Origin of the sequence: Gilliamella sp. ESL0232 (genome assembly GCF_013346885.1) — a bacterium.
GTDB lineage: Bacteria > Pseudomonadota > Gammaproteobacteria > Enterobacterales > Orbaceae > Gilliamella > Gilliamella bombi.
The window spans coordinates 69085-95729 of record NZ_JAAEDW010000009.1 but is presented as its reverse complement, the minus strand read 5'-3'; the positions used below and the strand labels follow the sequence as shown (position 1 = coordinate 95729).

The following is a 26645-nucleotide window of genomic DNA, read 5'->3' as shown; positions in this document are numbered from 1 at the left end:
TAATGATGGATAAAAGCATTAAATTTAATGATTAATTAACGTTATAACACACACATATCATTACACTTTTCCGGGGTGCCTTTTACTTTATGTATAGGTCGGATAGAGCGGATATGTGGAGGCATAACCCCAACGTCAAAATGAGGAAATCATGACTACAGTATCAATGCGCGATATGTTACAAGCGGGTGTACACTTTGGACACCAAACTCGTTATTGGAACCCAAAAATGAAACCATTTATTTTTGGTGCACGCAATAAAGTTCATATTATCAATCTTGAAAAAACAGTACCATTATTCAACGAAGCATTAGCTGAATTAAACAAGATTGCCGCTCGTAAAGGTAAAATTTTATTTGTTGGTACAAAACGTGCAGCTAGCGAAGCAATTAAACAAGCTGCTGAAAGCTGTGGACAATACTACGTTAATCACCGTTGGTTAGGTGGTATGTTGACTAACTGGAAAACAGTACGTCAATCAATCAAACGTCTAAAAGATTTAGAAACACAAGCTAGTGATGGTACATTCGATAAATTAACCAAAAAAGAAGCACTAATGCGTGCTCGTGAAATGGCTAAATTAGAAAATAGCTTGGGTGGAATTAAAAATATGGGTGGCTTACCTGATGTGATCTTTGTTATTGGTGCAGACCACGAACATATCGCTATCAAAGAAGCTAACAACTTAGGTATTCCAGTCATTGCTATTGTTGATACTAACTCAGATCCTGATGGTATTGATTACGTTGTTCCAGGTAATGATGATGCGATTCGTGCAATTCAATTATATGCAAATGCAGTTGCTGAAGCAGTACGTTCTGGTCGTGAACAAAACCAATCTCCAGTATCTGAAGAAAGCTTCGTAGAAGAAGCGCCAGCAGCAGAGTAATAAACTCAAATATTTTCAGGGTCGATAATAATATCGACCCATTCTAATGAAAATCATCACAATGGTTAAATAGAGGATTAAAAAATGGCTGAAGTTACCGCTTCTATGGTAAAAGAACTGCGCGAAAGAACTGGCGCAGGTATGATGGAATGTAAAAAAGCATTAGTTGAAGCAAACGGTGATATCGAACTTGCAATTGACAACATGCGTAAATCAGGTCAAGCAAAAGCAGCTAAAAAAGCAGGTCGTGTTGCGGCTGAAGGTGTTATTATTTCTAAAATATCTGCGGATAAAAAATTGGGTGTTATCTTAGAAGTAAACTGCGAAACAGACTTTGTTGCTAAAGATGCAGGATTCTTAGCATTTAGTGATAAAGTTGCAGAGGCGGCATTAACAGAACGCATTAGCGATATTGCTGCATTACAAGCTAAATTTGAAGAAGAGCGCACAGCTTTAGTTGCTAAAATTGGTGAAAACATCGGTATTCGTCGTGTTGCTGAAATTGCTGGTGACGTAGTAGGTAGTTACCAACACGGTGCTCGTATTGGTGTATTAGTTGCTGCAAACGGTGCTGACGATGAATTAGTTAAACACATCGCAATGCACATTGCTGCAAGCAAACCAGAGTACGTTGATCCAAGTGACGTACCTGCTGATGTAGTTGAACATGAACGTAACATTCAAATTGATATCGCAATGCAATCAGGTAAACCACGTGAAATCGCTGAAAAAATGGTTGAAGGCCGTATGCGTAAATTCACTGGTGAAGTATCACTAACTGGTCAACCATTTGTAATGGAACCTTCAAAAACTGTTGGCGACTTATTAAAAGAAAAGAGCGCAGCAGTTACTTCATTCATTCGTTTTGAAGTGGGTGAAGGTATTGAAAAAGTCGAAGTTGACTTCGCAGCAGAAGTTGCAGCAATATCAAAACAATCTTAATTGTTTTATAAAACCGCCGTTAAGGCGGTTTTGTTTATCTACAAAATATTTTAAAATTACTGCTAGATAGGAGCCCTAGCTCCTTATTTTATTAAATAACGAAACAGTGAGACATCATATGGTAACCCCTTTTTATAAACGTATTCTTCTTAAACTCAGTGGTGAAGCACTACAAGGTGACGAAGGTTTTGGTATTGATGCAACCGTTCTTGATCGTATGGCTCAAGAAATAAAAGAGCTTATTGAAATGAATGTTGAAGTTGCTGTTGTTATTGGGGGTGGTAATCTATTTCGTGGCGCAGGGCTTGCTAAAGCGGGAATGAACCGAGTAGTTGGTGATCACATGGGCATGCTTGCAACTGTCATGAATGGACTTGCGATGCGAGATGCATTGCACCGAATAGAAGTAAACGCTCGCCTAATGTCAGCCATTCCATTAAATGGCGTGTGCGATGACTATCGTTGGACTGAAGCAATTAGCTTGCTTCGTCATGGTAAAGTCGTTATCCTTTCTGCTGGAACTGGTAATCCTTTTTTCACAACCGATTCAGCAGCATGCTTACGGGGTATTGAAATTGGTGCAGATGTTGTCTTAAAAGCGACCAAAGTAGATGGTGTTTACTCTGCCGATCCTGTTAAAGATCCAACAGCAACACTTTATAAAACACTAAGCTATGAAAAAGTGCTTACAGATGAGCTTAAAGTAATGGATTTAGCGGCATTCACATTAGCAAGGGATCATAATTTACCAATTTGTGTCTTTAATATGAATAAACCTGGAGCGTTGCGTCGTGTTATATTAGGTGAACAAGAAGGGACGTTAATTAATAACAAAGCAACAGTAACCAGTTAATTATCTTTATTTTAAATAAGGCTTTTATTATGTTAAACGAGATTCAAAAAGAAGCGCAAACGCGCATGGAAAAAAGTATTGATGCGTTTCAAAATCATATTTCTAAAGTAAGAACGGGTCGCGCATCACCAAGCTTATTAGATGGTATTATGGTTGAATATTATGGTAGTCCAACGCCATTACGCCAACTAGCTAACATCGTTGCTGAAGATGCAAGAACGCTAGCGATTACTGTATTTGACAAATCACTTACGCCACTAATTGAAAAAGCAATCTTAACATCAGATTTAGGACTTAACCCAGCATCAGCAGGTACCGTTATTCGCGTTCCATTACCGCCACTAACCGAAGAACGCCGTCGAGACTTAACCAAAATTGTCCGTAACGAAGCAGAACAAGGTCGAGTATCGATCCGTAATATTCGCCGTGATGCCAACGACCAAATCAAAGCATTACTAAAAGATAAAGAAATATCTGAAGATGATGAACGTAAAGCACAAGATTTAATCCAAAAAGCGACAGATGCCGCAATTAAAAAATTAGATACAGTGCTTGCCGATAAAGAAAAGGAACTAATGGAATTCTAATTTTTATCTTCTTTTTCCTCTTTTCTTCCAAACGCTCTGTTTTATAAAGCAGAGTGTTTTTCCTTGATTTTAAAAATCGGTCAGTAAATGAATTGATTTTATTTATTTTTTAATCTGATTTTCATCCAAAACAGCCCCCTAAAACAGTCATCCAAAACCGAACTCCAAAAAAACATCCCATAGCACCAACACCCGCCGTTACCTCACTACGCACAATTATTTACAAAAAAGTCCGCCAAAAAACTAGCCAACTATTTTATAAATGGTTATACTTTTATCGTTGTAGGAAAACAAGCTTATTAAATAAGCGAATAATTATAAAAATTTAAATAAAACAAATCATTACTTGACAGGTGGACCATAATGCATTATCATTTTAGACACCAGACACCAGACACCAGCACTGGCAAACCTATGTCTTAAGTTTATCAAATAATCTTATTCGACGAGTTTTTTCACGAAACTTATTTATATTTTCCAAATTATCTCTCAACGTATTATCGAAATTATCGCTCAAATCACCTAAAACAGTTTTGCTAGTATTAGCACTGTTATTATTGTCATCGTCATGGAATGTTCAGGCGAATGGTAAAAAGGCTCGAGCGGGTAATCGTAGTGATGCAATAATAATACCGTCGCCAGTTATCAATTATGCAAGGCCGAATCTATATGTGGGTACGGGCTTCTCCGCTGGCCCAGCTGACATATGGAATCTTCGTAAAGGCTTTTTAGTACAATCAATCAATCCTGAGTCATACAGTCTTAATTTTCCGACCACGGGTGCGCATAATTTATATTTTGATTTACTCATAAGTGGAGTAGATATAAATGAATTGACATGGGAACCGGTCACGCATGAGGGAATTACTGCAACAGTGACAAATGTTGTAGCTAATGATTGCTGGATTAACTGGATTGCTGATGAAGATAAGGGACAAGTTGTCGCCCGTGTTAAGCTAACAGGTCCAGAGGCAAGAAATCAATGGTACAATCCACATCCTAACCCAATTGTTATGCCGCAGTTACCACAGACGTTTGAGTTAGTGGGTAGAGATAGAGATGGTGTAGAGGTAGTAAAATATGGATTTGAGTTGAGGCAGTGGTTCGTCAATCGTGGTCGTCAATTGAATACTTATAGTGACCATTTAGCATGGTGTAATAGTTTGGGTTATCGAATGCCACGGGTAAGAGATTTAACCAATTCAAACTATAATAATTTAGGCGCCACGCCGTCGTCTGGGTGGAATCGTTACCAGCGTAACATAGGCGCTGGCTTTTTCACGGAGTGGGGATACATGGACAACTACACTGATGCGGGCTTCGTCAGCGACGTCTACTTGACGAGCGACGCAACAGGTAACTATAACTACCAGTTCCTTGTCGACTCGCGCTTCGGCATCGTCTTCTCCAGCATCAGTGCCAGCTACCCCCGCTATGGCCTTTGCACCGCACCTTAGCTTTTAGCGTTTAGTTCTTAATCCTTATGGCGCGGAATGGGGTTATGGTGCTTGAGAGGATAATATAACAAAGAATAAAGCCCCCGCGTAAGTTGGGGCGTTTTCCTTAGGGTTGCGCTATTGTGGCAAAGCCACAATCGCGCCCCCCCGCCACCAACGCTGAAAGCGTGGCTGGCGGGGGCACAAGGACAAGCAAATAAACAAAGAGGAGTCATGCAATGGAAATTAAACAAAAATTAGCATTAAGTGACAACCCGATTCATTTTTTGAGAGAAGGACTTTTTTAAAGACATACAACCAATCGTTTTATGTGATAAATCAATTATTAGGATTCAACATAAAACCAATAATCAAACACATAAAAAAACTCGACCAAATGTGCGAGCGCATCAACGTAGCTTAGATGTAGCAACTTAGCATTCACATCAGATAGGAAAAAGCTATGGGGCAACTCAGCTAAAATCCACTTTGCTTTTGATAATGGTGGTCTACCGATTTGTTTCGAGCTTTCGCAAGGATAACATTATGTTATTGCTGGTATTTATACTTATGTGGCTACCAATGTATTGTTGATTAATATATAAACACAAAAAGTCAACTGCCTTAATAATTCAGTTAAAAAAATATTTAGTTAGCAATACAACAAGCTTTAGAAAAATGGACTATGCCAAAAACTAGAAAAATACAATGAGTCGGTTTATTATAAAATTTTGTGACAAAATTAATTATCACCTTTAATGGGCAAATATACAAATTTAGTATGGATTTATAAAGGGATATATTTTGAATCAGCAAATATTTGCAGATTCACCATATAGAGAATAAAATTTTAGGCGATTTATTAACTTTTATAATATGGCTAAGACGCATTATGAATTTTTAAAGAGTTATTTTAATTATGAAGTGTAAACAATCCAGAGGTTTCTTAGCTGTAAGTTTATTTATTCTACAAAAGGAGCAATTTAAATAGATGAAACAAGTCGGAAAGAAGAAAATGATTTTCTTTTTTAGTCCTGATCATTATCTATCTCAGTGGTATCCTTGTCATTTTGTTACTAATGAAATAGCATTTACTAGTGCAGAACAATGGATGATGTATTCTAAAGCTTTGTTATTTAAAGATATAGAGAGTGCCAATGCTATTCTATCTATTCCGTCATCTAAAATGCAAAAAAAGCTGGGGCAAACTGTGCGTAATTTTGATGAAAATATATGGAATAAGCATAAAAAAGAGATTGTTTTTGAGGGTAATTATGCAAAATTTTCTCAAAATGATGAGCTTAAAAAATATCTATTATCAACCAAAGATAAAGTATTAGCAGAAGCAAGCCCTTATGACAAGATTTGGGGAATTGGTTTAAGTATTGATGACGAAATGAGATTTAATATGGCTAAATGGCGAGGCAAAAATTTACTTGGTGAAGTTTTAATGCAAGTAAGGAAGGCATTAAAAGCGTAATTCTAAATAACTATTAATCATCTATTTTTATACTGAAACACATAGTTACCTGAAACTTTTTGACAAAACTATCAATCTTTTTATCAACTTTTTTGTTTATGGCGCTAACATAGATTAGCTTTTTGTTAAAAATATCCCAAGCCAAATCCAACCACTAAAATAATAAGCGTTGAATATTTTTGTTGGGATATTTTGTTAATTGTTATAAAAAATAAACGTTTATTTCTGTTTTGAAACGCTTAGCAACTGAATTTTAAAAATATCACTCAGTAGCCACAGTAAAACGTTGTTTAATATGCTTGGCTTTTTCTGCTTCATCAATCATGGCAATGGCATAATCGGCATAACTGATTTGGCTTTTTCCTTGGCTGTTAAATAACACCTCTTCACCGCCCAAGATATAATGCCCAGTTCTTTCCCCATCAGCATTAAACTCAATGGCTGGGCTTAAATAAGTCCATTGCACATCATCGCACGTTCTAAGCGCATCAAGTGCTTTGGCCATATTGGTGGCTAATGGTTTAAATGCCTCAGGAAAATCAGGTGAATCAACCAAACGTAGTGAATGCTGTGGATTAACATATAAACTGCCTGCTCCCCCAACCACTAATAGGCGATTTGTTTTACCACTTAATATATCCGTTAAATGTTTTAAACTGGTTTGATGCAATGGCAGTGATTCCAGTGCCCAAGTACCAAATGCATCGATAATCACATCAAAGGGTTTTAAATCAGTATAGGTTAATTCGAACAGATCTTTAATTAGCACATTTGCTTTGGGATCGAGCGGTTGACTCGCTTTGCGCACTATTGCGGTAACATCATGCCCTCGTGAAATCGCCTCTTTGACTAAAAGTTGCCCTGTTTTACCACTCGCACCAATGACTGCTATTTTCATACTTTACTCCTTTTAATCGTTTAAGGATTAACATGATATAAGAATGGTTTTAGATTAGTCTTTAACGTTTCTACTGTAAAGTAGGTACCAAATAGTGCTATAGTAACTTTTTTGAAACTATTGTTGAATTTTAAGGATTAATGATTAAATTAAATAATGATTTGCCTATTTGCCCTGTTGAAATAACATTAATGTTAATGGGTGATAAGTGGAAAGTCTTAATTGTGAGAGACCTGCTTACGGGAACCAAGCGCTTTGGTGAACTAAAAAAATCGCTGACTGGTATATCACAAAAAGTTTTAACTCAGCACCTGCGAGCTATGGAAAAAAATGGGTTATTAACCCGCAAAGTGTATGCCGAGGTTCCCCCCAGAGTTGAATATACATTAACCGAGGTTGGACAAAGTCTAAAACAGGTGCATGATGCCATGTTAGAGTGGGGAAAGGCTTACAAATTAAAAGCGGATGAGTCACCTTTTCCTCATCCGTCAATCAATCATAATTAACTATCAAATTCTTCGCAGCCAAAATAAAACTCATCTGAGTTGGCATTTTTGTCACGACCGATAAGAATGATACTAGGAAAATGATTTTCTTCTGTGATTGGGGCTGTATATTGATAATATTGTCCTATATCACCCCAAGACATTTCTTCTTTTAAATGGGCAGGGATTGGGATTGCCCCCATTGCTTTGGCAAATGTATCTATATCACCTTTGGCAACAGCATAAAAATATGAACCGCTATCGCCTTGGTATTTAATTTGCGATACAGTCGTATTCATTATTTCCAGCGGTTTGGCAAAGTGATACTCTAAATTAATCAGCCCATCATCTTCTAAGTTTTTTATGGTAATGTTTTGTTGGTTAAGTTGTTTAACCACTTTTGCATCACGACCATCAATTGGAGCAACCTTGCATAATAAAGCCGCTTTAAATTGTGCTTCAATTGTATTATTTGTTTCGGTCGCTAATGCATATCCTGAGAAACCCAAAATGAGCAGTGAACTGCATAAAAATTTGTATGACACCTTTATTTTTTTCCTTTTTAAGGCTTTGTTTAAATTATTTACTATTGTTACAAAAAATAACTGCATTAGATAGTATTTGTCAGAATTTAGTTAAATAAAATTATTTTAATATCAATGGGTAAATGGTCAATTTTATATTAAATCTTAATATAGCTATTAGTTAACAAAACTTATTTACCAACTGGTATAAATAATCTCAAATCGCTATTTTTTATAAAATAGATTAGTATGATTTTATTGATTTTTGTTGGCTAAATTATTATGAGTATATCTTCAAACAACTTAACCATTAAAGATATTGCAAAGCTTTGTTCGGTAAGTAAATCTACCGTGTCTCGAGTGATTAATCATGATCCTATGGTTAAAGAAGCTACGCGTAATAAAGTTTTGGCAATCATTGAACAGTATCACTTTACGCCGTCTAAATCGGCAAGAGCGATGCGTGGTTATGGGAATAAAGTGATTGGGATTATTGTAACTCGCCTTGATTCTCTTTCTGAAAATCAAGCTGTTCAAAGTATGTTGCCTATTTTTTATCGGCATGGTTATGATCCTATCATTATGGAAAGCCAATTTAGTACAGCCAAAGTCAAAGAATATTTATCCATGCTTAAAGGTAAACAAGCTGATGGCGTAGTTATCTTTGCATTTACTGGACTAGAGCAGTCATTATTATCCACCTGGCAAAATAGTAGTGTAGTAATCGCAAGAAAATTCCAAGATCATACTTGTATTTGTTATGATGATATTGGTGCAGTTAGATTATTGCTTGCTCATTTATATCAATCGCAACAACATCAAAATATTGGTTATATCGGTATTGAGCAACAAGACCAAACTACTGGCGCATTGCGTTATCAAGCCTATTTGGATTTTTGCCAGCAATATCAACTTAGCCCCAATGCGGTTTTAGGTCAATTAAGTTATCGTTCAGGTTATGATCTTGCCCAGTTGGTGTTAACTAAAAATCCATCGGCTATCGTTTGTGCAACTGATGGTATTGCATTAGGATTAAATAAGTATTTACACGAAAAACAGCTTGAACATATTACCGTAGCTAGCATTGGTAATAGTGAGCTACTGAGTTTTCTTTTTCCTAAGACTTGTGCAGTTGAACTCGGTTTTGATCAAGCAGGTAGTTGTGCGGCTCAAGAGTTACTTAATATGTTACAAAATCAGTTTGAACTGAAAAGTATCACCATTCCTTGCCATTTAATAAGCTAACCAGTAGTTATTTTTATTTAATTTGTGCTTATTTTGCTCTAATTTGTGATATTAATCACAAAAAAGGGAACGTTCCCATTTATTAATTTATCAATTCAATCTATGCTTAATCTATATTCAAAATAGCCAGATTATTAGTGAAATAAAAAGGCTAATTCTAATTTAAAGGAGACCTTTTATGGCTAAAAATTCCCAATTAACTAGCCAATCGATAATGCAATTAATCGAGTTGATTGGTGGGAAAGAAAATATTGCCAGTGTCACTCACTGTTTAACAAGATTGAGGTTTGCCTTAGTTGATCCTAAGCTAGCTGATGTCCAAGCTATAGAAGAACTGCCTTTTGTGAAAGGTTGTTTTAATAATGCTGGACAGTTTCAAGTTATCATTGGCACCAATGTTGATAGTTATTACAAAGCATTGATCCAGCAATTAAATTTAGATGAAGCAAGCAAAGAGCAAACTAAAGTAGCAGCTAAAAAGAATATGTCTTTTTTTGAAAGGTTTATTTCTAACTTAGCGGAAATTTTTGTGCCATTATTACCAGCTTTAATCGCTGGTGGTTTATTACTTGGGTTACGTAATATTATTGGTGAAATGCCAACTATTGATGATAAGCCGCTGATACAAACCTATCATTGGCTAGCGCCAATTTACAGTATACTTTGGTTACCTTGCGAGGCGATTTTCCACTTTTTACCAGTTGCCATTTGTTGGTCTACCGTGAAAAAGATGGGAGGATCGCCAATTTTAGGTATTGTTTTAGGCATCACTTTGGTTTCACCACAATTGATGAACGCTTATGACCTTGGCAGTAAAATACCTGATGTTTGGGATTTTGGTTGGTTTAGTATCGAAAAAGTCGGCTATCAAGCGCAGGTGATTCCGTCTATTTTTGCAGGTTTAGCGTTGGGTTGGATCGAAACACGATTACGCAAAATTGTACCTGATTACTTGAATCTAGTGATTGTGCCGATTGTTGCGCTTCTTGTTTCTGTGTTTTTAGCACATTTCCTTTTAGGTCCAATTGGAAGAATGTTAGGTAATGGTATTGCTTTTATTGTTAAATATTTAATGACTGGTGATTATGCCTTTATTGGCGCTGCTGTTTTTGGTTTCTTTTATTCACCATTGGTTATTACTGGTATTCACCATACAACCCTTGCAATTGACTTACAAATGACTGAAAGCATGGGCGGTACGCCGATTTGGCCAATTATTGCTTTATCTAATATTGCTCAAGCTTCGGCTGTTGTGGGTATTATTTTAGTTAGTAAAAAACATAATGAGCGTGAAGTGTCGGTTCCTGCTGCCATATCAGGTTATCTTGGGGTAACCGAGCCTGCTATGTATGGTATTAATTTGCGCTATAAATTCCCGATGCTGTGCGCCATGGTTGGTTCAGCTTTAGCCGGGTTAATTTGTGGTTTATTTGGTGTGTTATCTAATGGTATTGGGGTTGGCGGTTTGCCGGGTATTTTATCGATAAAGCCGATATATTGGTCGATTTATGCTTTGGCGATGATTGTGGCAATTGTGGTTCCGATTGTTTTAACTTCGATCGTTTATAAAATTAAACTTAAAAAAGGTACGTTAGATATTCGTTAAACACGAGCTAATAACCATTAACCGTTCTTGTTATTGAGCGGTTAATTTATGAAAAATAAATAATAAAGAGCAAGCAATGAATAAAATCGATATCCCTTGGTGGCAAAATGGTACTATTTACCAGATCTATCCAAAAAGTTTCCAAGCTAGTGGCGCTGGTTCGACGGGTGATTTATTAGGTATTATTAGCCGATTAGACTATCTTGAAAATTTAGGGGTTAGTGCTATTTGGTTAACGCCGATTTATCCATCCCCACAAATTGATAACGGTTATGATGTGTCGGATTATTATGATATAGATCCGAGCTATGGCTCAATGGCTGATTTCGAACTACTGGTTAAACAAGCGCACGAGCGTGGTATTCGCATTATGATGGATATGGTGTTTAATCATACTTCAACACAGCACCCATGGTTTAAATCAGCCTTAGATAAGTCAAGTCCTTATCGCTCATTTTATATTTGGAAAGACGCTAAAGCCGATGGCTCAGAGCCTAACAATTGGCGGTCAAAATTTGGCGGTAAAGCATGGCAATGGCATGAACAATCAAAACAGTATTATTTGCACTTATTTGCTAAACAGCAAGCCGATCTTAATTGGGAAAATCCAACTGTTCGTCAAGAAATCAAAAAAGTATGTCAATTTTGGGCTGATAAAGGCGTTGATGCATTAAGGCTTGATGTGATTAATTTAGTTTCAAAACAGCAAGATTTTCTGGATGATGAAAATGGCGATGGTCGTCGATTTTATACCGATGGTCCAAAAATTCATGAATTTTTACAAGAGATCAGTCGTGATGTTTTTCAACCCAACCAACTTAAAACAGTTGGCGAAATGTCATCCACCACATTAGAAAACTGCCAAAAATATGCTAGCTTAGATGGTAAAGAATTGACCATGACGTTTAACTTTCATCATCTAAAAATCGATTATCCAAACGGTGATAAATGGACGCTGGCTAAACCTGATTTACTTGAACTCAAAAAAATCCTTGGCTATTGGCAAACAGGCATGCAAGATAAGGCTTGGAATGCAATTTTTTGGTGTAATCATGATCAACCTCGTATCGTCTCACGCCTTGGTGATGAAAACCAATATCACAAACAATCTGCCAAAATGTTAGCCATGCTGCTGTATGGTTTACAAGGCACACCTTATCTTTATCAAGGTGAAGAAATCGGTATGACTAATCCTCATTTTACTGATATTTCACAATATAAAGATGTTGAAAGTCTTAACATTTATCAAGAAAAAATAGCTGATGGTATACCTAAAGCGGAAATTTTAGCAATCCTTGCTAGCAAATCCAGAGACAATAGCCGAACACCAATGCAATGGGATAATTCAGCCAATGCTGGCTTTACTAAAGGTAAGCCTTGGATTGAGGTGGCAAACAATTATCCACAAATTAATGTCAAAGCGGCACTTGATGATCCTGATTCGATATTTTATTGCTATCAAACCTTAATTAAATTACGCAAAACATACCCGATTTTTATTTTTGGTGATTATCAAGATTTAACGCCAGATATTGCTGATTATTGGTGCTATATCAGACGGTGGCATAATCAAAAATTACTAGTGATAGTAAATCTGACCGATAAAACACTGACATGGTCATTACCTAATTCGTTACAACTCTTGAATTGGCAACGATTATTTAGCAATTATCAAGATAACCATCGGCTAGGTTCTGAAATAAGATTAAGACCTTATGAAGCCATATATTGGTTGCAACAGGCGGATTAAGCAAGCGATATGGGCAATCTATAAAAAGATTGTCCATTTTAATGTACGATAATTGTCCCATTTTAAAGCCAACCAGTTGATCGATTTAATTAAAATATCTTTTAAAAAATAGCCTAAAAGTTATAATATTTTGCTTAAAAAATGGGTAAATAAAAAATTAAAGAGGAATGAGGATGGAAGACAAAACGATTTTATTAATGAATCAGTATTTAGATAGAGATTATAGTGTTTTTCCAATGGCTGAAGATAAAATAGTATTGCAAGATATTCGCAATATTGAAAATAGTTTGGCAATTAAATTTCCTGATGAATATGTTGCTCATTTACTTGGTGAAGATTGTGATGTTATTCCCCATAGAGGCATTTATATTGAAGTAAAAGAGGAGATTTGGCGTCGTCCTCAAGCAATGGCCGTGGGACCTTTTTGGACATTTTTATATGGTTTTCATACTTATACAGCCTCTAAATTAAGTGCTGATTGGATGAGGCTTGATTTTATTGGCCATCAATTTATGCAGGAAACAGGGCTTAAAGCAATCCCAATCTTGAAAATTATTAATGATGCTGATATGTATTGTGTTAATGAATTTAGTGATATTGTAAAATTTAATCACGAAATGAATGTTTTGGAACCAACAAATATGGATTTTTGGCAGGTTTTGGAATTTGAATTAAAAGAGCTAAAAGAAAGAAAAGAAACCAAAAAATCTAAATTAAAATAATTTCATACTTAAATTAGAGTATCACAAGGAAGTGAAATAAATTAACATAATGACATGTATTGTAAATAACTAATTGAATTATTTTTATAATTCAATCATGAACTGTTATTGTTTTGCGATATCATTAGTGGTTATATAATAATTCACGCATTTTTACTAACAGTGCAATTGCTTTAGTAAAATTAGGTGTTTCTGGCAACATTGAAGTGATTGATGCGGTTTCAATTTTGCTTAACAATGTTTCTGCGATATTCATAATCTCATCATAGCTTAATTGACCATTTTTAATGGCAAGCAGTTCATCACGATTAGCGCATTTATTGGTAATGGTGCCTTTAGTCATTATTTCATGCGCCACTTGCAATAAACGAATAGTATGCATCATATTTTTAGCATCAAAATCATTACCACTTTTAATATTACTTTGATAACGCTGCTCATTTCGCTTTTCAACCCATTGCCAGTAAGCCTTATAATCACGACAATGCGATGAAAAACCATCACGATTAAAACTTAAGTAAGCATTTACTGTGGTGCCTACTTTCACCGACGACAAGCAAAGTTCGGTCGAATCATCATTTTGAATAATGCCATGATAGCCACAATCCCCCGAGGCATCATAAAAAAGTGCATATAAATCTCGACTATGTGGAATATTCACCAAACCACATAAATGTTGCTCAAAACGCTTTTCACTTAACCAATTAGTGAGGGGATAAGCATGCTGCCCTTGAATAATATAACAAAAATCAAGAACCGTTTTACGTTTTACCTCAATGGGATTATTGATTTTTTTATTCAATCCTTTAGCTTTTTTAATTTGTGACATAGCATAGTGAGCAAAGGTTTGTTTAGTTTGTTGGGATAAAAATAGATCAAGGGTTAACTGCTGCATGATTGGATGCTGATAAACAATACAGCTTGGATCCGAGGCTAACACTTCTAAAATATTCGGGTTGTTTTTCAGTAACAGTTCCACAAATCGTCCTAATTCATAATAAACAATATCATTAGTTTCATTATTAATTTGTGGAATATAATCCAATCCATAAAACTTATTTTTAGGTAGATAAAAAACTCCTTTAATCTCGGTATCTGATGTTTCAGTAGCCAAACCAAATGCACGGCTACCGCTGATCACTTCAAATAAGATTAAGTTTTGTGCTTTTAAATCGTCGATTGTCATTTAGTTTTCCTTGTCTTATTTTAAGCTCATTAATGTTTGTATAAAAAAATAATCTAACTTATCAGCCTTAAAATGTTGTTCGTCTATAGCCTGTAAACTTTCTTTAATCTCAATCATGGATTGTTCAATAAACAATAAGATTTTTGGATCGATAGTGATAGGTGTTGATTCAGTCATGGTTGCTTTTAAGGCAATAATATCATTGATTTGTTGGCTTAAATCATCAGGTAATAGTGTCAATAATGGCGTAATGGCCATGGGGGCGATTTGCTGTTTTTCTAAACACCATTTGGCACTTAATAAAGGTCTTAATACATAAAACAGTTTTTTGATACCGATCTGCTGCCCTTCACTGTTTTGTAAGGCGCTTTTAGCAATCCCTAAATAGTGATGAATATTGCCACGAGCATTAAAAAAATCAGCACAAAGTTGCCATAATTGGTTAGCAATTGGTGCATTTTGTTGATAAATAATGGGTGATTGCAACCATTCAAACGGGGTAGTATTTGATTTGCGGATCAATTGTAAAGTTTTTTTTTAAATCCCAACCATGCAAATCCAGCTCATCATCAATAGGAAAAGTTAAATGTGAAGCAGGGTTATCAATGGCTAAGTATTTCTCAAAACGATGCACATAAATAAAACGCACATCATAATCACTATTCGGCGATGGAAACCCCCACGCCCGACTGCCTGATTCGCAAGCGTAAAGTATATGGATATTATGTTGTTGTGCTAATTCTGCTAACTTTTGTTTTATGCGGTTTTGCATTGCAACTATTCCTTTAGGTTATTTATTTTACTTTATATCTGAATTTTTAACGCATTTAAAGTCTTTTGCATATTACCATTAACAAATCATTGAGCATGATGATTTATGATTGAAACGGTATAGAATCCTGAATATTTTTTACAAATAATATAACAAAGTCTAACTTTAACCCATTTTCAAAATTAAATTCTTTGACATGTACCATTTCCCTTTTTAGATAATTTAATAAAATGGCATCGTGTATTAAATATGAGCAGAATATCTGAATATAGGATTTAACGGGTAATTTTAGATATTTAATTAAAATTCAAAAATATAATTAAATTTACCCTTTCTAATCTTCAAGATGCGAATGTCTAAGAATCAGGCTAGATGCAATACGGTTGTATATTTTTCAGTATATTATCATACTGTAATTATTTTCGGTTTAGCAAAAATTCTTTTTGATTATTAATTATGCGGTTAAAATTACTTTTAAATCCAAACATTATTTGAAATAAAGAATGATTAAAAAATATCACTTTGCCTGATGAAAAGTCATTTTGTTTTTTATATAAAGAAATCACATTAGGCGTTTCAGGAGGAAAACTATTATAAACTTCATAATGAATAAAACTGTGTTTGATTGAGTTAAAAAGGTTATTAATCATTTTTAAAAAACCACTACTATCTTGCTGATAATTAATATCATCACCTAGAATAATTTTTTTACAAAGAGGATAATTTGTAACTTTTTTAGGGGAAAATAAATCACCTATACAATCTACTTTTATTTGGCTATCTTTTATAAAAATACTCTTATAGCAAGTAATGTATGTCAATTGAACCAGTTCATCAAATAAACTTCTTATTGAAAGAATTAAACTTTCTGTTTTTAACCTATACATAATGGCTGGATTACGATTTTGCGGAAAAATCATTCCAATATTCTGAATGTTTTTAACATATTTTTCATGAAAATCTATAACTTCAATAAATTCATTTTGAATATGTAAATATCTATAGGTAAGTATTAATGATTGTAATTGAGGATTTGTAAAATTTTCTATCTTTTCATATTGTGGCATTTTATGAAAATCGAAAGTATCTATTGTGAAATATGGTGGTAGATTTTCTTGATAAATATAGTTTTCTTCCGACATATTGCTAGCTCTATTTTTTTTAAAGACGTCTTTTTTTGCTGTCCATTGCTCGTTTTCAAAAACATATATAAAACCTGAAGGAAGTTCTCCATCGGGTACAGGGATATCTGTCGAATTAGCGGGAAGCCCTATACCTGCTGGCTGATAACAATTTTCTTCATGATGGGTAAAATATTTATCTTTTTCATCATAATGATAAATAGTTACATACCTTTCATGATCGTAAAATTTACACATAAATATCTCCTTTAGTTAATATACCATTCTTTTTATGGGTTATATAAATTATGGTTTTTGTCAACCTATTTGGCTCTGTTTTAGCTATTATGTAAAGCTAATAGTATTTTCTATCTTTATTTAATGTCTTCATCTGATTCAATTGTACTAGTAGTTGTATAGCTGGCTTTATCATATTTTAAACGGTTTAATATCGAGGATTGCTCCTCGATATTTTTATGTTTGTCTGCAAGTAAATAGAATATTTAATTATTGTGCGAAGCAAGTAGCGTTACTAACCTTTTTTTAATTTCATCATTAGGTTCATTTGCAATAAGTTCTTGCAGGGCAAGCGTTATTTTATCTGTCCAACATTGTCGATCCCAAGCTTCAATGGCATTTAATGCCATGTTTCGGTTGCGTATTACTGGGCTGTTTAGACCAATTAATATAAGATCTTCACCCATACCCGGAAATCGATTGAGCTCTTGTAAAATAGCATCCAATGCACGGTGTGCTTTATATTTGATGCCAAATGCAGATTCTAGCGCTGGCCCAGTTGCGATTTTTGTAAAGTCATATTGTTGCCTAGCTAACTGTATAACTTGTTGTACTCTTTGTATATCATCGGCTTGCATTAAATAATACCACTGTTCACCCTGATGATTTTTTTGATATGCAAAACGCGCATCCCATGCATCAAATCCAAATTGCGTGTAAAGATCAGCAGCTAGGTAAAATTTACTGCTATCATCAGTCATTAAATCATGTTCAATTAATGCTAACCATTTATCTTGATGGATAAACTTATTTGCTTTTTCAATAATTGCATTTTTTATTTTTTCATTCCAATTAGGATAGCTTTCATTAAGCTGGTTGCTAACAAAATCATGTATAGTCAGTACTGTCCGTAAAGGGGGGAGTTCAGCTAATGAGGGTAGTTTTAGTAAATGTTTTAAATAATTTAAACAAACAATAGCACCTTCTTCATAACAATGCATATCTTCGGCTGGTCCGCCCATGATGAGTGCCTCTAAAATTTCACCCGCAGATTCTAATAAAGGTAAATCAACATAATCTTGTTCTAAAACCTGATTTAATTCACCTGTGGTTGCGCAAGTATAAGCAAGATATTCGTTCATAACGCTATTTTGATAACCCGCTCTTAATAACCAATCTTTAGTTGTTGATGATAATTGATATCCGACTAATCGTTCAACAATATGGATCCTACCCCAACCATCCACTTTTTTAGCTAAAGTAACTAAGGCATTTTCGACTTGTTCGGGTGATGATAAGGTGTTTTGTAATGCAACTGCTGAATATAAGGTAAACTCTTCATGCATGCCTAATAATAAAAATAAGTCAGTTTGTTCGGTAGTAAAACATCCTAATACAGCAATACTAAACTTAATGATTTCACGATCAGGGCTATTTGTTGCTAACCAATAGGTAAATTCATATAACTTATCAAAATCAATGTCAATTTTTGGTATTGCATCACTTAAATCATCAATAAAACTTAAAGTACCTTCCGTATTTATTAAGGTGTAAAGTTTTTCGATATCGTGTTTATTGGGTTGTGTTGATATTGTGATTAGTAACGTTAAAATTTCTTCAACACATGTGTGTTCAGATGATACGCCATGATGATTGCTAACCCCATCCATCGTCCCTGCTGCCCATTTTAATTTTGTATCATCAGATGATTCATCAGGAAGTGTTTGGGCTATTTCAGGCAGTTTTTCCGCATGTTGATAAGGCAGTAAAAATTGATAAATACTGATTTTATTGTTATCCCATACCATTGGAAATGGTTGAGTCGTCGCCATATTTGAGGGTTCTGTCGTTGAATTTTGAGTAGTTTCTTTCATCGTTAATCCTTTAAATATTTTATTGTTAGAATGATTAATTAGTTATTTAAATCAAATTGAATAATCATGATAGTAATGCATTATTTTAGATTTATCATTGATATAATTAAGGTTTTTAATATTTTTATTTCCACCAATATTGAGGATTGCTCCTCAATATTTTTTACCCTTTCACACACACAACTTGCCGTAATTGATGGACAATTTCGACCAGTTCATTTTGGGCTGTCATTACTGCATCAATATCTTTGTATGCCATTGGGATTTCATCAATCACGTTGGCATCTTTACGGCATTCAACATGCGCTGTTGCTTTAATTTGGTCTTCAATGGTAAATTTCTTTTTGGCTTCTGTTCGGCTCATAACTCGCCCTGCACCATGCGAGCATGAACAGAAACTTTCTTCATTACCAAGTCCTCGCACAATATAGCTTTTTGCACCCATTGAGCCTGGAATAATCCCTAGCTCACCTTTTCGAGCAGACACCGCACCTTTACGCGTAATGAAAATTTCTTCACCAAAATGTTGCTCTTTTTGTACATAGTTATGGTGACAATTTACCGCCGACATGTGGGTGGTAAATGGTTTAGTAATGACTTTACGCATTGCTAAAATAACATTATTCATCATTGCTTCACGGTTGAGTCTTGCAAATTCTTGCGCCCAATGCACAGCATCAACATAATCTTGAAAGTGTTCAGTGCCTTCTTGTAAATAAGCTAAATCTTTATCAGGTAGATTTTTGATATGGGCTTCCATATCTTTTTTAGCCATTTCTATAAAAAAGCTACCAATAGCATTACCTACACCACGTGATCCACTATGCAGCATTATCCAAACTCGATCGGCTTCGTCCAAACAAATTTCGATAAAATGGTTGCCAGTGCCGAGTGTTCCTAAATGTCGGTAGTTATTAGTATTTAAAAAACGTGGGTATTTTTCAGTTAATTTTTCAAAACCGGGTAATAGCTGTTGCCAATAACTATCGATTAGTGATGGTGGATTTTGCCAGCTACCAATATCTTGTCGACGGTTATGAGGCGATCGACCATGTGGTACCGCTTTTTCAATTTCATGCCGTAACGGTAATAAATTATCGGGCAAATCACTCGCTATTAAAGACGTTTGCACAGCAATCATGCCACAGCCAATATCCACTCCTACAGTTGCAGGTATAATTGCGCCTATGGTTGGGATAACACTACCGATAGTCGATCCTTTACCTACGTGTACATCAGGCATTACGGCGATATGTTTAAAAATAAACGGTAATTGTGCCGTTTTGGTTAATTGTGTTTTGGCTTCTTCTTCAACAGGCACGCCTTTTGTCCACATTTTTATTGGTTTTGCGTTATCTGTTTGTAATAAGTTATATTGACTCATTTTTAATTCCATCTAAATTTTATGTAACGTTAAGTTACTAAGTTTACAAGTTCAGTTTTATTTTGGGATGTTATCCCTTTTCTCTTGGGCGATAAAACCTTTTTTGTTATTCATTATTATAATTTGCTAAAAGTGTGCCAAAAATTAAAAAAAGATAAAAATAATTAATATCAATTTGATTTAAAACGAAAAAATAAATTTAAAACAGATCAATCTAAAAATTAAATAGATTTAAATAAGTTTGTTTTTTATAATTTTATCTATTAATTTATAAATTTTTATAAAAATGAAAAAGAATGTAGTGTTTGGTTTTTTAGGAAATGTATTGGATCAACGTGGTAAAGGTAAACGACGATGGTTGCAATGGCGACCGACTATCGATTTATGTCATCAATCTGATCTACCATTAACTCGATTTGAATTACTCTATTATCAAAACGATTATCATCTGCTTTGCGAAGTTGTTAAAGATATTAAAATTTTATCACCACAAACCGAAGTAAGGCCAATCGCAGTAAATATAGATGATCCATGGGATTTTGAACAAGTTTATACCTGCCTTTTTGATATTTCGAAAAACTACTCATTTAATTCAGAACAAGAAGAGTATTATTTGCATATCACAACAGGTACGCATGTCGCACAGATTTGTTTGTTTTTACTAGCAGAATCGCGCTATTATCCAGCTAAATTATTACAAATGTCTCCACCATCCAAAAAGGAGGTAATAGAAAAAAATTATAACTTAGAGGAAGCAGATCTTATTGCGCAAGTACCTTACGGTAATATGAATATCATCGATTTGAATTTGCATCGTTATGATAAAATCTTAACCCGTTTTCAACAATATGCCATTCAAGCAACAGATCTGTTAAAGTCAGGTATCGCTACTCGTAACCAACAATTTAATCAATTAATTGCTGAAATAGAACAGGTTGCTAGCCGATCGTATGCCCCTATTTTATTGTGTGGGCCAACTGGTGCAGGTAAATCATTTTTAGCTAAACAAATTTATTTGCTAAAACACACTAATCATCAAATTAACGGTCAATTTGTCGAAATTAACTGCGCCACTTTACGAGGTGATAGTGCAATGTCAACCTTATTTGGTCATGTGAAAGGAGCATTTACGGGTGCAAATCTCGCTCGTACCGGTTTACTTAAAAATGCTGATGGGGGATTATTATTTTTAGATGAAATTGGTGAACTTGGGCTTGATGAACAAGCAATGTTATTAAAAGCGATCGAAGAGAAACAATTTTATCCATTTGGTAGTGATAAACCGATTCAGAGTGATTTTCAATTAATTGCTGGGACTAATAAAGATCTTAAATTGGCGATTGAGAATGGTGAATTTCGTGAAGATCTGTTTGCCAGAATCAATTTGTGGAGTTATCAACTGCCGAGTTTAGCCGAACGAAAAGAAGATATCGAACCGAATATTGATTATGAATTGGCGCGTTATGCTAAAGAATACGGCATTATGCCACGTTTCAATCAACAATCAAGACGTGCTTATTTAGCTTTTGCTACCTCTCAGGAAGCCTTATGGCAGGGTAACTTTCGTGAATTAAATAGCTCGATTATTCGAATGGCAACGTTAGCACCACAAGCTAATATTACGTTGGAACAAGTAGAAAAAGAGATTCTACGCTTAAAACAAAACTGGGGGAAACACAAATCAGATGACTCTTTAATTCCATTAGAAATAGATGAATTTGATCGCTTCCAATTGGAAAAGGTGATTGAAATCTGCCAAAAAAGTAGCTGTTTATCTGAAGCTGGCAGAAAATTGTTCGCTGTGTCTCGCATAAAAAAACAACGTAGCAATGATGCTGATCGATTAAAAAAATATTTGGCAAAGTTTGGTTTAAGTTGGGATATGGTTAATAAAGCTTAATCAATGTATTGGTAAAATCTATTCCATAAATGAAAAGATTTTTACTGACAACTGTATTTATACATTTAAACTAATTAAACGAGATTGTTCATCAAATTTAGCAACTACTCTTTGCTCACCTTTTATTGCAACAAGCTCTGTTTGAGCTGTCAAATCGCTTTGTTTGACTTGATAATCTTTAGCAATTAGATAGTACTTAAGTGCCTGGTAATGATCCACATCAAAGTTTGAAATAAATTGAGAAAATATTTCAAAAATTTGGGTTTGATTATTTTTCTGCTCATGGTTATCACTTTCAGATGAAGAACTCCCAAACAGATTTGTTATAAATTTTGGAAAAATTTTAGAGATTTTATTCTGGTTATTATTTTTTGAGTTAATATGATCTTTTTTTATGGTTACCAATGCTATTCCTTGCCCAAAATCAGCCAGATAATATCCATCGGTATTAAACATTCCTGTAGCAATTACCCCTATTTTGTATAAATCTTCTTGTGTAGTGTCAAATTGAGCAGAAGTGAATAAATTAATATCATTTTCTTCACCATAGCTTTTTAAATTCAACGCTTGTTCAATAACCGATGTGGGTAACTGCGATGCTTCGTTATTCCAAGACCAAAGCCATGTTTCAGAAGATAAAGAAAAAGTACCTAATAATTGAATAGAAAAGGTTATATTATCACCAAAATAGATAACACCTTGATTGATATCTATTTGCCAATTGCTATCGCCAATTATTTCATAAAAATTGAGCTGTTTTTCAAATCCATAACAACCAAAGTGCTCTAACAATTCTTTTTCTGATTTGCATGGTGTTAGCATAACTTTTTGTATCCCCATACCCATAATAATTCTTTATTTTCTCTTTTAAATTTTATGTTTTGATTTAATACTGATATGTAATCCATAATATTAATATATGGTTTATCAAATCTCAATATCTTTACAGATAAAGATTTTTTGTATAGAATGTGCCCGCTTTCCTGAATAGTGCTGCTGCAGGAAAACAGTAATTATCTTCTCAATATGAGGAGACACTATTTTATTGTTTTCTAGGTGGCTATTATGTCTACATTTACCCGTTTACAAAAACGTTTGTCCCGCCTTGGGATTGAAAGTCATTTTAATAATGATATTTATACTTTTAATAAAGAAAATACTACTGCTCAGGTATTATTGCCTAATCCTTTACCATTAGAGGAAAAAGCCGTAGAACAACTATTAAATTTTGCTTCAGTTAAAATACCTAATAGTTTAGGTAAAGTTTGTACTGCGCGTGCAACACCCGATTTTCATCCGGGTACTATTGCACCAGTAGGTAGTATTGTCGCTACCACGCAGAATTTTATTATTCCAGCTGCAATTGGCACTGATATTAATTGTGGTATGCGGCTTTTTACAACGGGCTTAAGTTATGAGCAAGTGTGTAAACAAAAGTCTTCAATTATTGCGCAATTAAAACGCGTATTATTGCAAGATGAACGTGATGTTCCTGTTACGCCGCGATCTTTTCAAGCATTATTTGATCAAGATATTTCGGCATGGTTATCTGAATTACCTCAGCATGGGCTATGGAATTCGGTTAATTATGAACGGTTACGGGCAGAGCTTGATAAAATATCTGGTAATCATTTAATTGTGGCAGATAGTAAATATGCACCTGAAGCCTTTTTTGAAAAGCGAGATATTATCCGTCCTGCTAGCTTAGGTACTGTCGGTTCTGGTAACCATTTTGTTGAGTTACAAATTGTTGATGAGATAATGGATCGTCATTTAGCTTATCAATTAGGTCTTCAAAAAAATAGTATTGTGGTTATGATCCATACTGGATCACGTGATGTTGGATTTTATATTGGTCAACGTTGGCAAGATAGAGCAAAAGCCCTATGGCCAGCTAATGAAAAACAGCCTAAATCAGGATTGTTTGGCTTGACTGATAATGACGCTAAAGCTTATTTACAAGCAATGGGCGTTGCTGCTCGATATGCTTGGATAAATCGTATTGTCATCACCGAGTTAATACGTAAATCGTTATCAACGATCTTTCATCAAGATGATAGTCAATTAGTGGTTGATATTTCTCATAATATTATTTTACCAGAGCAATGCATGAATATTCATCGTAAAGGTGCTACGCCTGCATATACAGGTCAAATAACATTAATTCCTGGGTCGATGGGTGATCACTCTTATGTAGCAGTTGGTAAAGGTAATGAAGAGTGGTTATGGTCTTGTTCACATGGTGCAGGAAGAGCAGAAAGAAGGCAAAACATGCGTAATAAAAAGGTAGAGTTTGAAAAGACTACCTTACCATGGCAATGCATTACTCTCAAAGAAGAGCGGCTACGCGAAGAAGCGCCTATAGCATACAAACCAATTACACCAGTAATTGAGGCGCAACAAAAAGCCGATTTGATTCAAACCATAGTTAAACTTAAACCTTGGATTACGTTTAAAGTATAAATAGGAAAATATTTTGTGCTAGAATTTATTATTTAATCAAAATATTAATATAAAATTTTAGCACAAAATACTTATTGTTTAGAAGAATAACATAGAAATGATATTCTTTTATAACATCAACTCCATCCCCCGATACCGTAAATCTGGTTTTTTAATCCACGCTTGAGCATCAATAATTGCCAATTCTCGAGCCTCTTTTTGTTTGGTGATTTCCAGTACGTGATTAGCGGCATTGGCGGCTAATTCAAATGCCATTAATTGGGATTGTCCATTAATTAGATGCGCAGTGAACAAGCTACAAATTAAATCACCCACACCTAATGGACGATGTGGATAGTCATATAGTGGGCGAGCAAGATGATAGTTTTGGGTTGGCGTAGCTAACACCATTTCAAATAGGTTGGTTGTTTTGCCAGCGTGCACCAAATTTTTTACTAATATAGCTTTAATAGACTGTTTTTGTAGTTTTTTTATTGCATTTAGTACATCGTTAAATGTTTTAATTTCGATATCAGAAAGTATTTGTAATTCTAATAAATTTGGTGTGATATAGTCGGCTTGTTTAACCGCTTGTTTAGTGAAGAAATCAATAATACCTTGTGGCAGTGAACTACCTTTATTGATATCGCCACCCATAACAGGATCACAAACATAGATAGCATCAGGGTTATAGTATTTAATTTTGTTGACTGCTTCTAAGATTTCTTCGCCTTGTTCAGCAAGACCAATATAGCCCGAAATAATGGCGTCAATAGACTTTAAGATCCCAATTTTTTCTAGACTATTAACTATTCGTGTAATTTGTTTAGCACCAAGCACTATGCCATCATAATGAGGATAAACCGTATTACTGGATAATTGCACGGTATGGATCGGCATAACTTCAACGCCTTGTAGCTGCATGGCTAATGTCGATACCTTGTTACCGGCATAACCATAAACAACATTTGATTGAATTGATAATACTGTTTTCATATGTTTGCCTTATTATTCGTCATAGTAATGATAGCGGTTTAGGAGATAGATACAGATGATAGATATCAATGCTAAACAACAATAAAACAAGGCTAATGGTATCCAAAAAGCTTTGTAAGTATAAATAATATATGCCCCTATCATCGGAATTAGGCTACCAAAAATGGCAGCGCAACCTTGATAGCTGATAGATAACCCTGTGTAACGTATTCTGGTAGGAAAAACTCGACTTAAATAGCCCGCTATTACGCCATAAAAGCCACTGTAGCAAATTACGTTGAGCGAAATACCAATAATAAAGCTATTTTTTGTGCCTAGCTGAATGATTGGGAATAATAAAAATACCGATCCCATTGCTAAGATTGCCGAACAAATTAAAAATCGTGTTGCCGAGTATTTTTCTGAAAAATAGGCAATAAAAGGTTGCACAACAAAATGCACAATTGCAATCCAAAATAGAGCATCAACAATTATCTTGTCTTCAATACCTAGTGCAATAGTGGTATAGCCAATCATTAATGTATTAGAAAATATTCCACTAAATGACAATACATTAGCGCCAATGCTTAAAATTAATAGCGGTGTTGATTTTTTTAAAACTTCAATAATCGGTATTGAGTCTTGCTTTAAGTTTGCTTGCTTTTTGCATGATTCGATAAAGACAGGTGACTCGGTTAAGGTGACTCTAGCAATAATGCCAATAATTAATAAAATAGAACTGGCTAAAAATGGAATACGCCAATAGCCACTATTAATAAGCTCAGCTATAGGTGAACGGATAATATAAGAAAAGACCAATAATGCTAAAATATTTCCTGCTGGGCTTCCCCACTGTGCAAAGGAGGAAAAGAAGTTTTTCAACCCTTTTGGGGCATGTTCATTGGTCATAAGCACTGCACCGCCCCATTCACCACCAACCGCAATCCCTTGTAATATGCGTAATGTAACTAATAAAATTGGTGATAAAATGCCTGCTTGTTGATAAGAGGGTAATAAACCAACACAGGTGGTGGCACACCCCATTAAAACCAACGTAGTAATTAACGATTTTTTACGCCCCAAACGATCACCAATATGACCAAATAGTAACGCTCCTAAAGGACGTGATAAAAATCCCACGGCAAAGGTGGCAAAAGATCCTAAGATTTGCACAAATTGATTATCATCAGGAAAAAAAAGCTGACCAAATATTAATACTGATGCCAAGGCATAGATATAAAAATCATACCATTCAATGGTCGTACCAATAAAAGCGGCAAAAGCGACTTTTTTAGCTGATGAATTGGACATAAGTAATCTTAGGGCTATCGCGGTTG

General features: G+C 34.8%; 24 protein-coding genes and 1 pseudogene. 14 read left to right on the top strand and 11 right to left on the bottom strand.

All coding sequences use genetic code 11. From position 1 onward, the window contains the following. Positions 1-151 precede the first annotated feature (151 nt). The 7 genes and pseudogenes from rpsB to GYW75_RS10160 all read left to right on the top strand — a co-directional run bounded on the left by rpsB (position 152) and on the right by GYW75_RS10160 (position 6187). Positions 152-889: a 30S ribosomal protein S2 gene (gene rpsB / locus GYW75_RS10185; protein ID WP_034947534.1), complete on the top strand. Its 738-nt coding sequence runs from the start codon at positions 152-154 to the stop codon at positions 887-889. Positions 890-973: 84 nt separating this feature from the next. Further along, positions 974-1831 carry a translation elongation factor Ts gene (gene tsf / locus GYW75_RS10180; protein ID WP_034911975.1) on the top strand — a complete coding sequence of 286 codons (858 nt, stop codon included), beginning with the start codon at positions 974-976 and terminating at the stop codon, positions 1829-1831. Positions 1832-1949: 118 nt separating this feature from the next. Beyond that, positions 1950-2684: a UMP kinase gene (gene pyrH, locus GYW75_RS10175; RefSeq protein ID WP_034911998.1), complete on the top strand. Its 735-nt coding sequence runs from the start codon at positions 1950-1952 to the stop codon at positions 2682-2684. 29 nt (positions 2685-2713) lie between these two features. Next, positions 2714-3271: a ribosome recycling factor gene (gene frr / locus GYW75_RS10170; RefSeq protein ID WP_065560532.1), complete on the top strand. Its 558-nt coding sequence runs from the start codon at positions 2714-2716 to the stop codon at positions 3269-3271. Positions 3272-3804: 533 nt separating this feature from the next. After that, positions 3805-4728: a hypothetical protein gene (locus GYW75_RS10165; protein ID WP_238786471.1), complete on the top strand. Its 924-nt coding sequence runs from the start codon at positions 3805-3807 to the stop codon at positions 4726-4728. Positions 4729-5106: 378 nt separating this feature from the next. Continuing rightward, positions 5107-5246: pseudogene (locus tag GYW75_RS12495) on the top strand (IS5/IS1182 family transposase); the annotation flags it as partial. Between the two features lie 452 nt (positions 5247-5698). Further along, positions 5699-6187: an NADAR family protein gene (locus tag GYW75_RS10160; RefSeq protein ID WP_202983970.1), complete on the top strand. Its 489-nt coding sequence runs from the start codon at positions 5699-5701 to the stop codon at positions 6185-6187. Positions 6188-6449: 262 nt separating this feature from the next. Here GYW75_RS10160 and GYW75_RS10155 read toward each other — a convergent pair whose 3' ends face one another. Beyond that, positions 6450-7085: an NAD(P)-dependent oxidoreductase gene (locus GYW75_RS10155; protein ID WP_065590769.1), complete on the bottom strand. Its 636-nt coding sequence runs from the start codon at positions 7083-7085 to the stop codon at positions 6450-6452. A 140-nt stretch (positions 7086-7225) separates the two neighbouring features. Here GYW75_RS10155 and GYW75_RS10150 point away from each other — a divergent pair, with 140 nt between their 5' ends. After that, complete coding sequence (locus tag GYW75_RS10150; protein ID WP_091348146.1) at positions 7226-7591, top strand: winged helix-turn-helix transcriptional regulator; 366 nt, start codon at positions 7226-7228, stop codon at positions 7589-7591. Here the strand turns inward: GYW75_RS10150 and GYW75_RS10145 are convergent. Further along, positions 7588-8115, bottom strand: a complete 528-nt coding sequence (locus tag GYW75_RS10145; protein WP_143422114.1) for a hypothetical protein — start codon at positions 8113-8115, stop codon at positions 7588-7590. The genes GYW75_RS10150 and GYW75_RS10145 overlap by 4 nt on opposite strands. Before the next feature lie 261 nt (positions 8116-8376). Between GYW75_RS10145 and treR the strand changes: the two genes are divergently transcribed. The 4 genes from treR to GYW75_RS10125 all read left to right on the top strand — a co-directional run bounded on the left by treR (position 8377) and on the right by GYW75_RS10125 (position 13417). Then, on the top strand, positions 8377-9339 hold the full coding sequence (treR, locus tag GYW75_RS10140) for a trehalose operon repressor TreR (protein ID WP_174799295.1): 963 nt from the start codon (positions 8377-8379) through the stop codon (positions 9337-9339). Between the two features lie 178 nt (positions 9340-9517). After that, positions 9518-10945, top strand: coding sequence for a PTS trehalose transporter subunit IIBC (treB, locus tag GYW75_RS10135; RefSeq protein WP_085165870.1), 1428 nt, complete (start codon positions 9518-9520; stop codon positions 10943-10945). Positions 10946-11021: 76 nt separating this feature from the next. Further along, the gene (gene treC, locus GYW75_RS10130) at positions 11022-12695 is read left to right on the top strand and encodes an alpha,alpha-phosphotrehalase (RefSeq protein ID WP_174799294.1); all 1674 of its coding nucleotides are present in this window, start codon (positions 11022-11024) and stop codon (positions 12693-12695) included. A gap of 173 nt (positions 12696-12868) precedes the next feature. After that, positions 12869-13417: a hypothetical protein gene (locus tag GYW75_RS10125; RefSeq protein WP_174799293.1), complete on the top strand. Its 549-nt coding sequence runs from the start codon at positions 12869-12871 to the stop codon at positions 13415-13417. A 124-nt stretch (positions 13418-13541) separates the two neighbouring features. Here GYW75_RS10125 and GYW75_RS10120 read toward each other — a convergent pair whose 3' ends face one another. From GYW75_RS10120 to GYW75_RS10100, 6 genes are all read right to left on the bottom strand, one after another. Then, positions 13542-14603: a nucleotidyltransferase domain-containing protein gene (locus tag GYW75_RS10120; protein WP_174799292.1), complete on the bottom strand. Its 1062-nt coding sequence runs from the start codon at positions 14601-14603 to the stop codon at positions 13542-13544. A 15-nt stretch (positions 14604-14618) separates the two neighbouring features. Beyond that, positions 14619-15125, bottom strand: a complete 507-nt coding sequence (locus GYW75_RS10115) for a nucleotidyltransferase domain-containing protein (RefSeq protein ID WP_202983969.1) — start codon at positions 15123-15125, stop codon at positions 14619-14621. Continuing rightward, entirely contained in the window at positions 15094-15375 is a 282-nt protein-coding gene (locus GYW75_RS12580) for a nucleotidyltransferase domain-containing protein (RefSeq protein ID WP_202983968.1), read from the bottom strand. The genes GYW75_RS10115 and GYW75_RS12580 overlap by 32 nt, the downstream gene beginning before the upstream one ends. Before the next feature lie 416 nt (positions 15376-15791). Then, entirely contained in the window at positions 15792-16754 is a 963-nt protein-coding gene (locus GYW75_RS12490; protein ID WP_238786470.1) for a hypothetical protein, read from the bottom strand. Between the two features lie 245 nt (positions 16755-16999). Next, the gene (locus GYW75_RS10105) at positions 17000-18607 is read right to left on the bottom strand and encodes a hypothetical protein (protein WP_174799291.1); all 1608 of its coding nucleotides are present in this window, start codon (positions 18605-18607) and stop codon (positions 17000-17002) included. A gap of 163 nt (positions 18608-18770) precedes the next feature. Next, on the bottom strand, positions 18771-19991 hold the full coding sequence (locus tag GYW75_RS10100) for an RtcB family protein (RefSeq protein WP_174799290.1): 1221 nt from the start codon (positions 19989-19991) through the stop codon (positions 18771-18773). Positions 19992-20277: 286 nt separating this feature from the next. Between GYW75_RS10100 and rtcR the strand changes: the two genes are divergently transcribed. Next, positions 20278-21891 (top strand): RNA repair transcriptional activator RtcR, encoded by a 1614-nt coding sequence (gene rtcR, locus GYW75_RS10095; RefSeq protein WP_174799289.1) that lies wholly within the window; start codon positions 20278-20280, stop codon positions 21889-21891. Positions 21892-21948: 57 nt separating this feature from the next. Here the strand turns inward: rtcR and GYW75_RS10090 are convergent, their stop codons facing one another. Further along, the gene (locus GYW75_RS10090; RefSeq protein ID WP_174799288.1) at positions 21949-22713 is read right to left on the bottom strand and encodes a DUF6882 domain-containing protein; all 765 of its coding nucleotides are present in this window, start codon (positions 22711-22713) and stop codon (positions 21949-21951) included. A gap of 243 nt (positions 22714-22956) precedes the next feature. Between GYW75_RS10090 and GYW75_RS10085 the strand changes: the two genes are divergently transcribed. Continuing rightward, the gene (locus tag GYW75_RS10085) at positions 22957-24354 is read left to right on the top strand and encodes an RtcB family protein (RefSeq protein ID WP_174799287.1); all 1398 of its coding nucleotides are present in this window, start codon (positions 22957-22959) and stop codon (positions 24352-24354) included. A gap of 108 nt (positions 24355-24462) precedes the next feature. Here the strand turns inward: GYW75_RS10085 and pdxY are convergent, their stop codons facing one another. Both pdxY and GYW75_RS10075 read right to left on the bottom strand, forming a co-directional pair. After that, entirely contained in the window at positions 24463-25329 is an 867-nt protein-coding gene (gene pdxY / locus GYW75_RS10080; protein ID WP_174799286.1) for a pyridoxal kinase PdxY, read from the bottom strand. 12 nt (positions 25330-25341) lie between these two features. Then, complete coding sequence (locus GYW75_RS10075) at positions 25342-26619, bottom strand: MFS transporter (protein ID WP_174799285.1); 1278 nt, start codon at positions 26617-26619, stop codon at positions 25342-25344. Between the last annotated feature and the right edge of the window lie 26 nt (positions 26620-26645).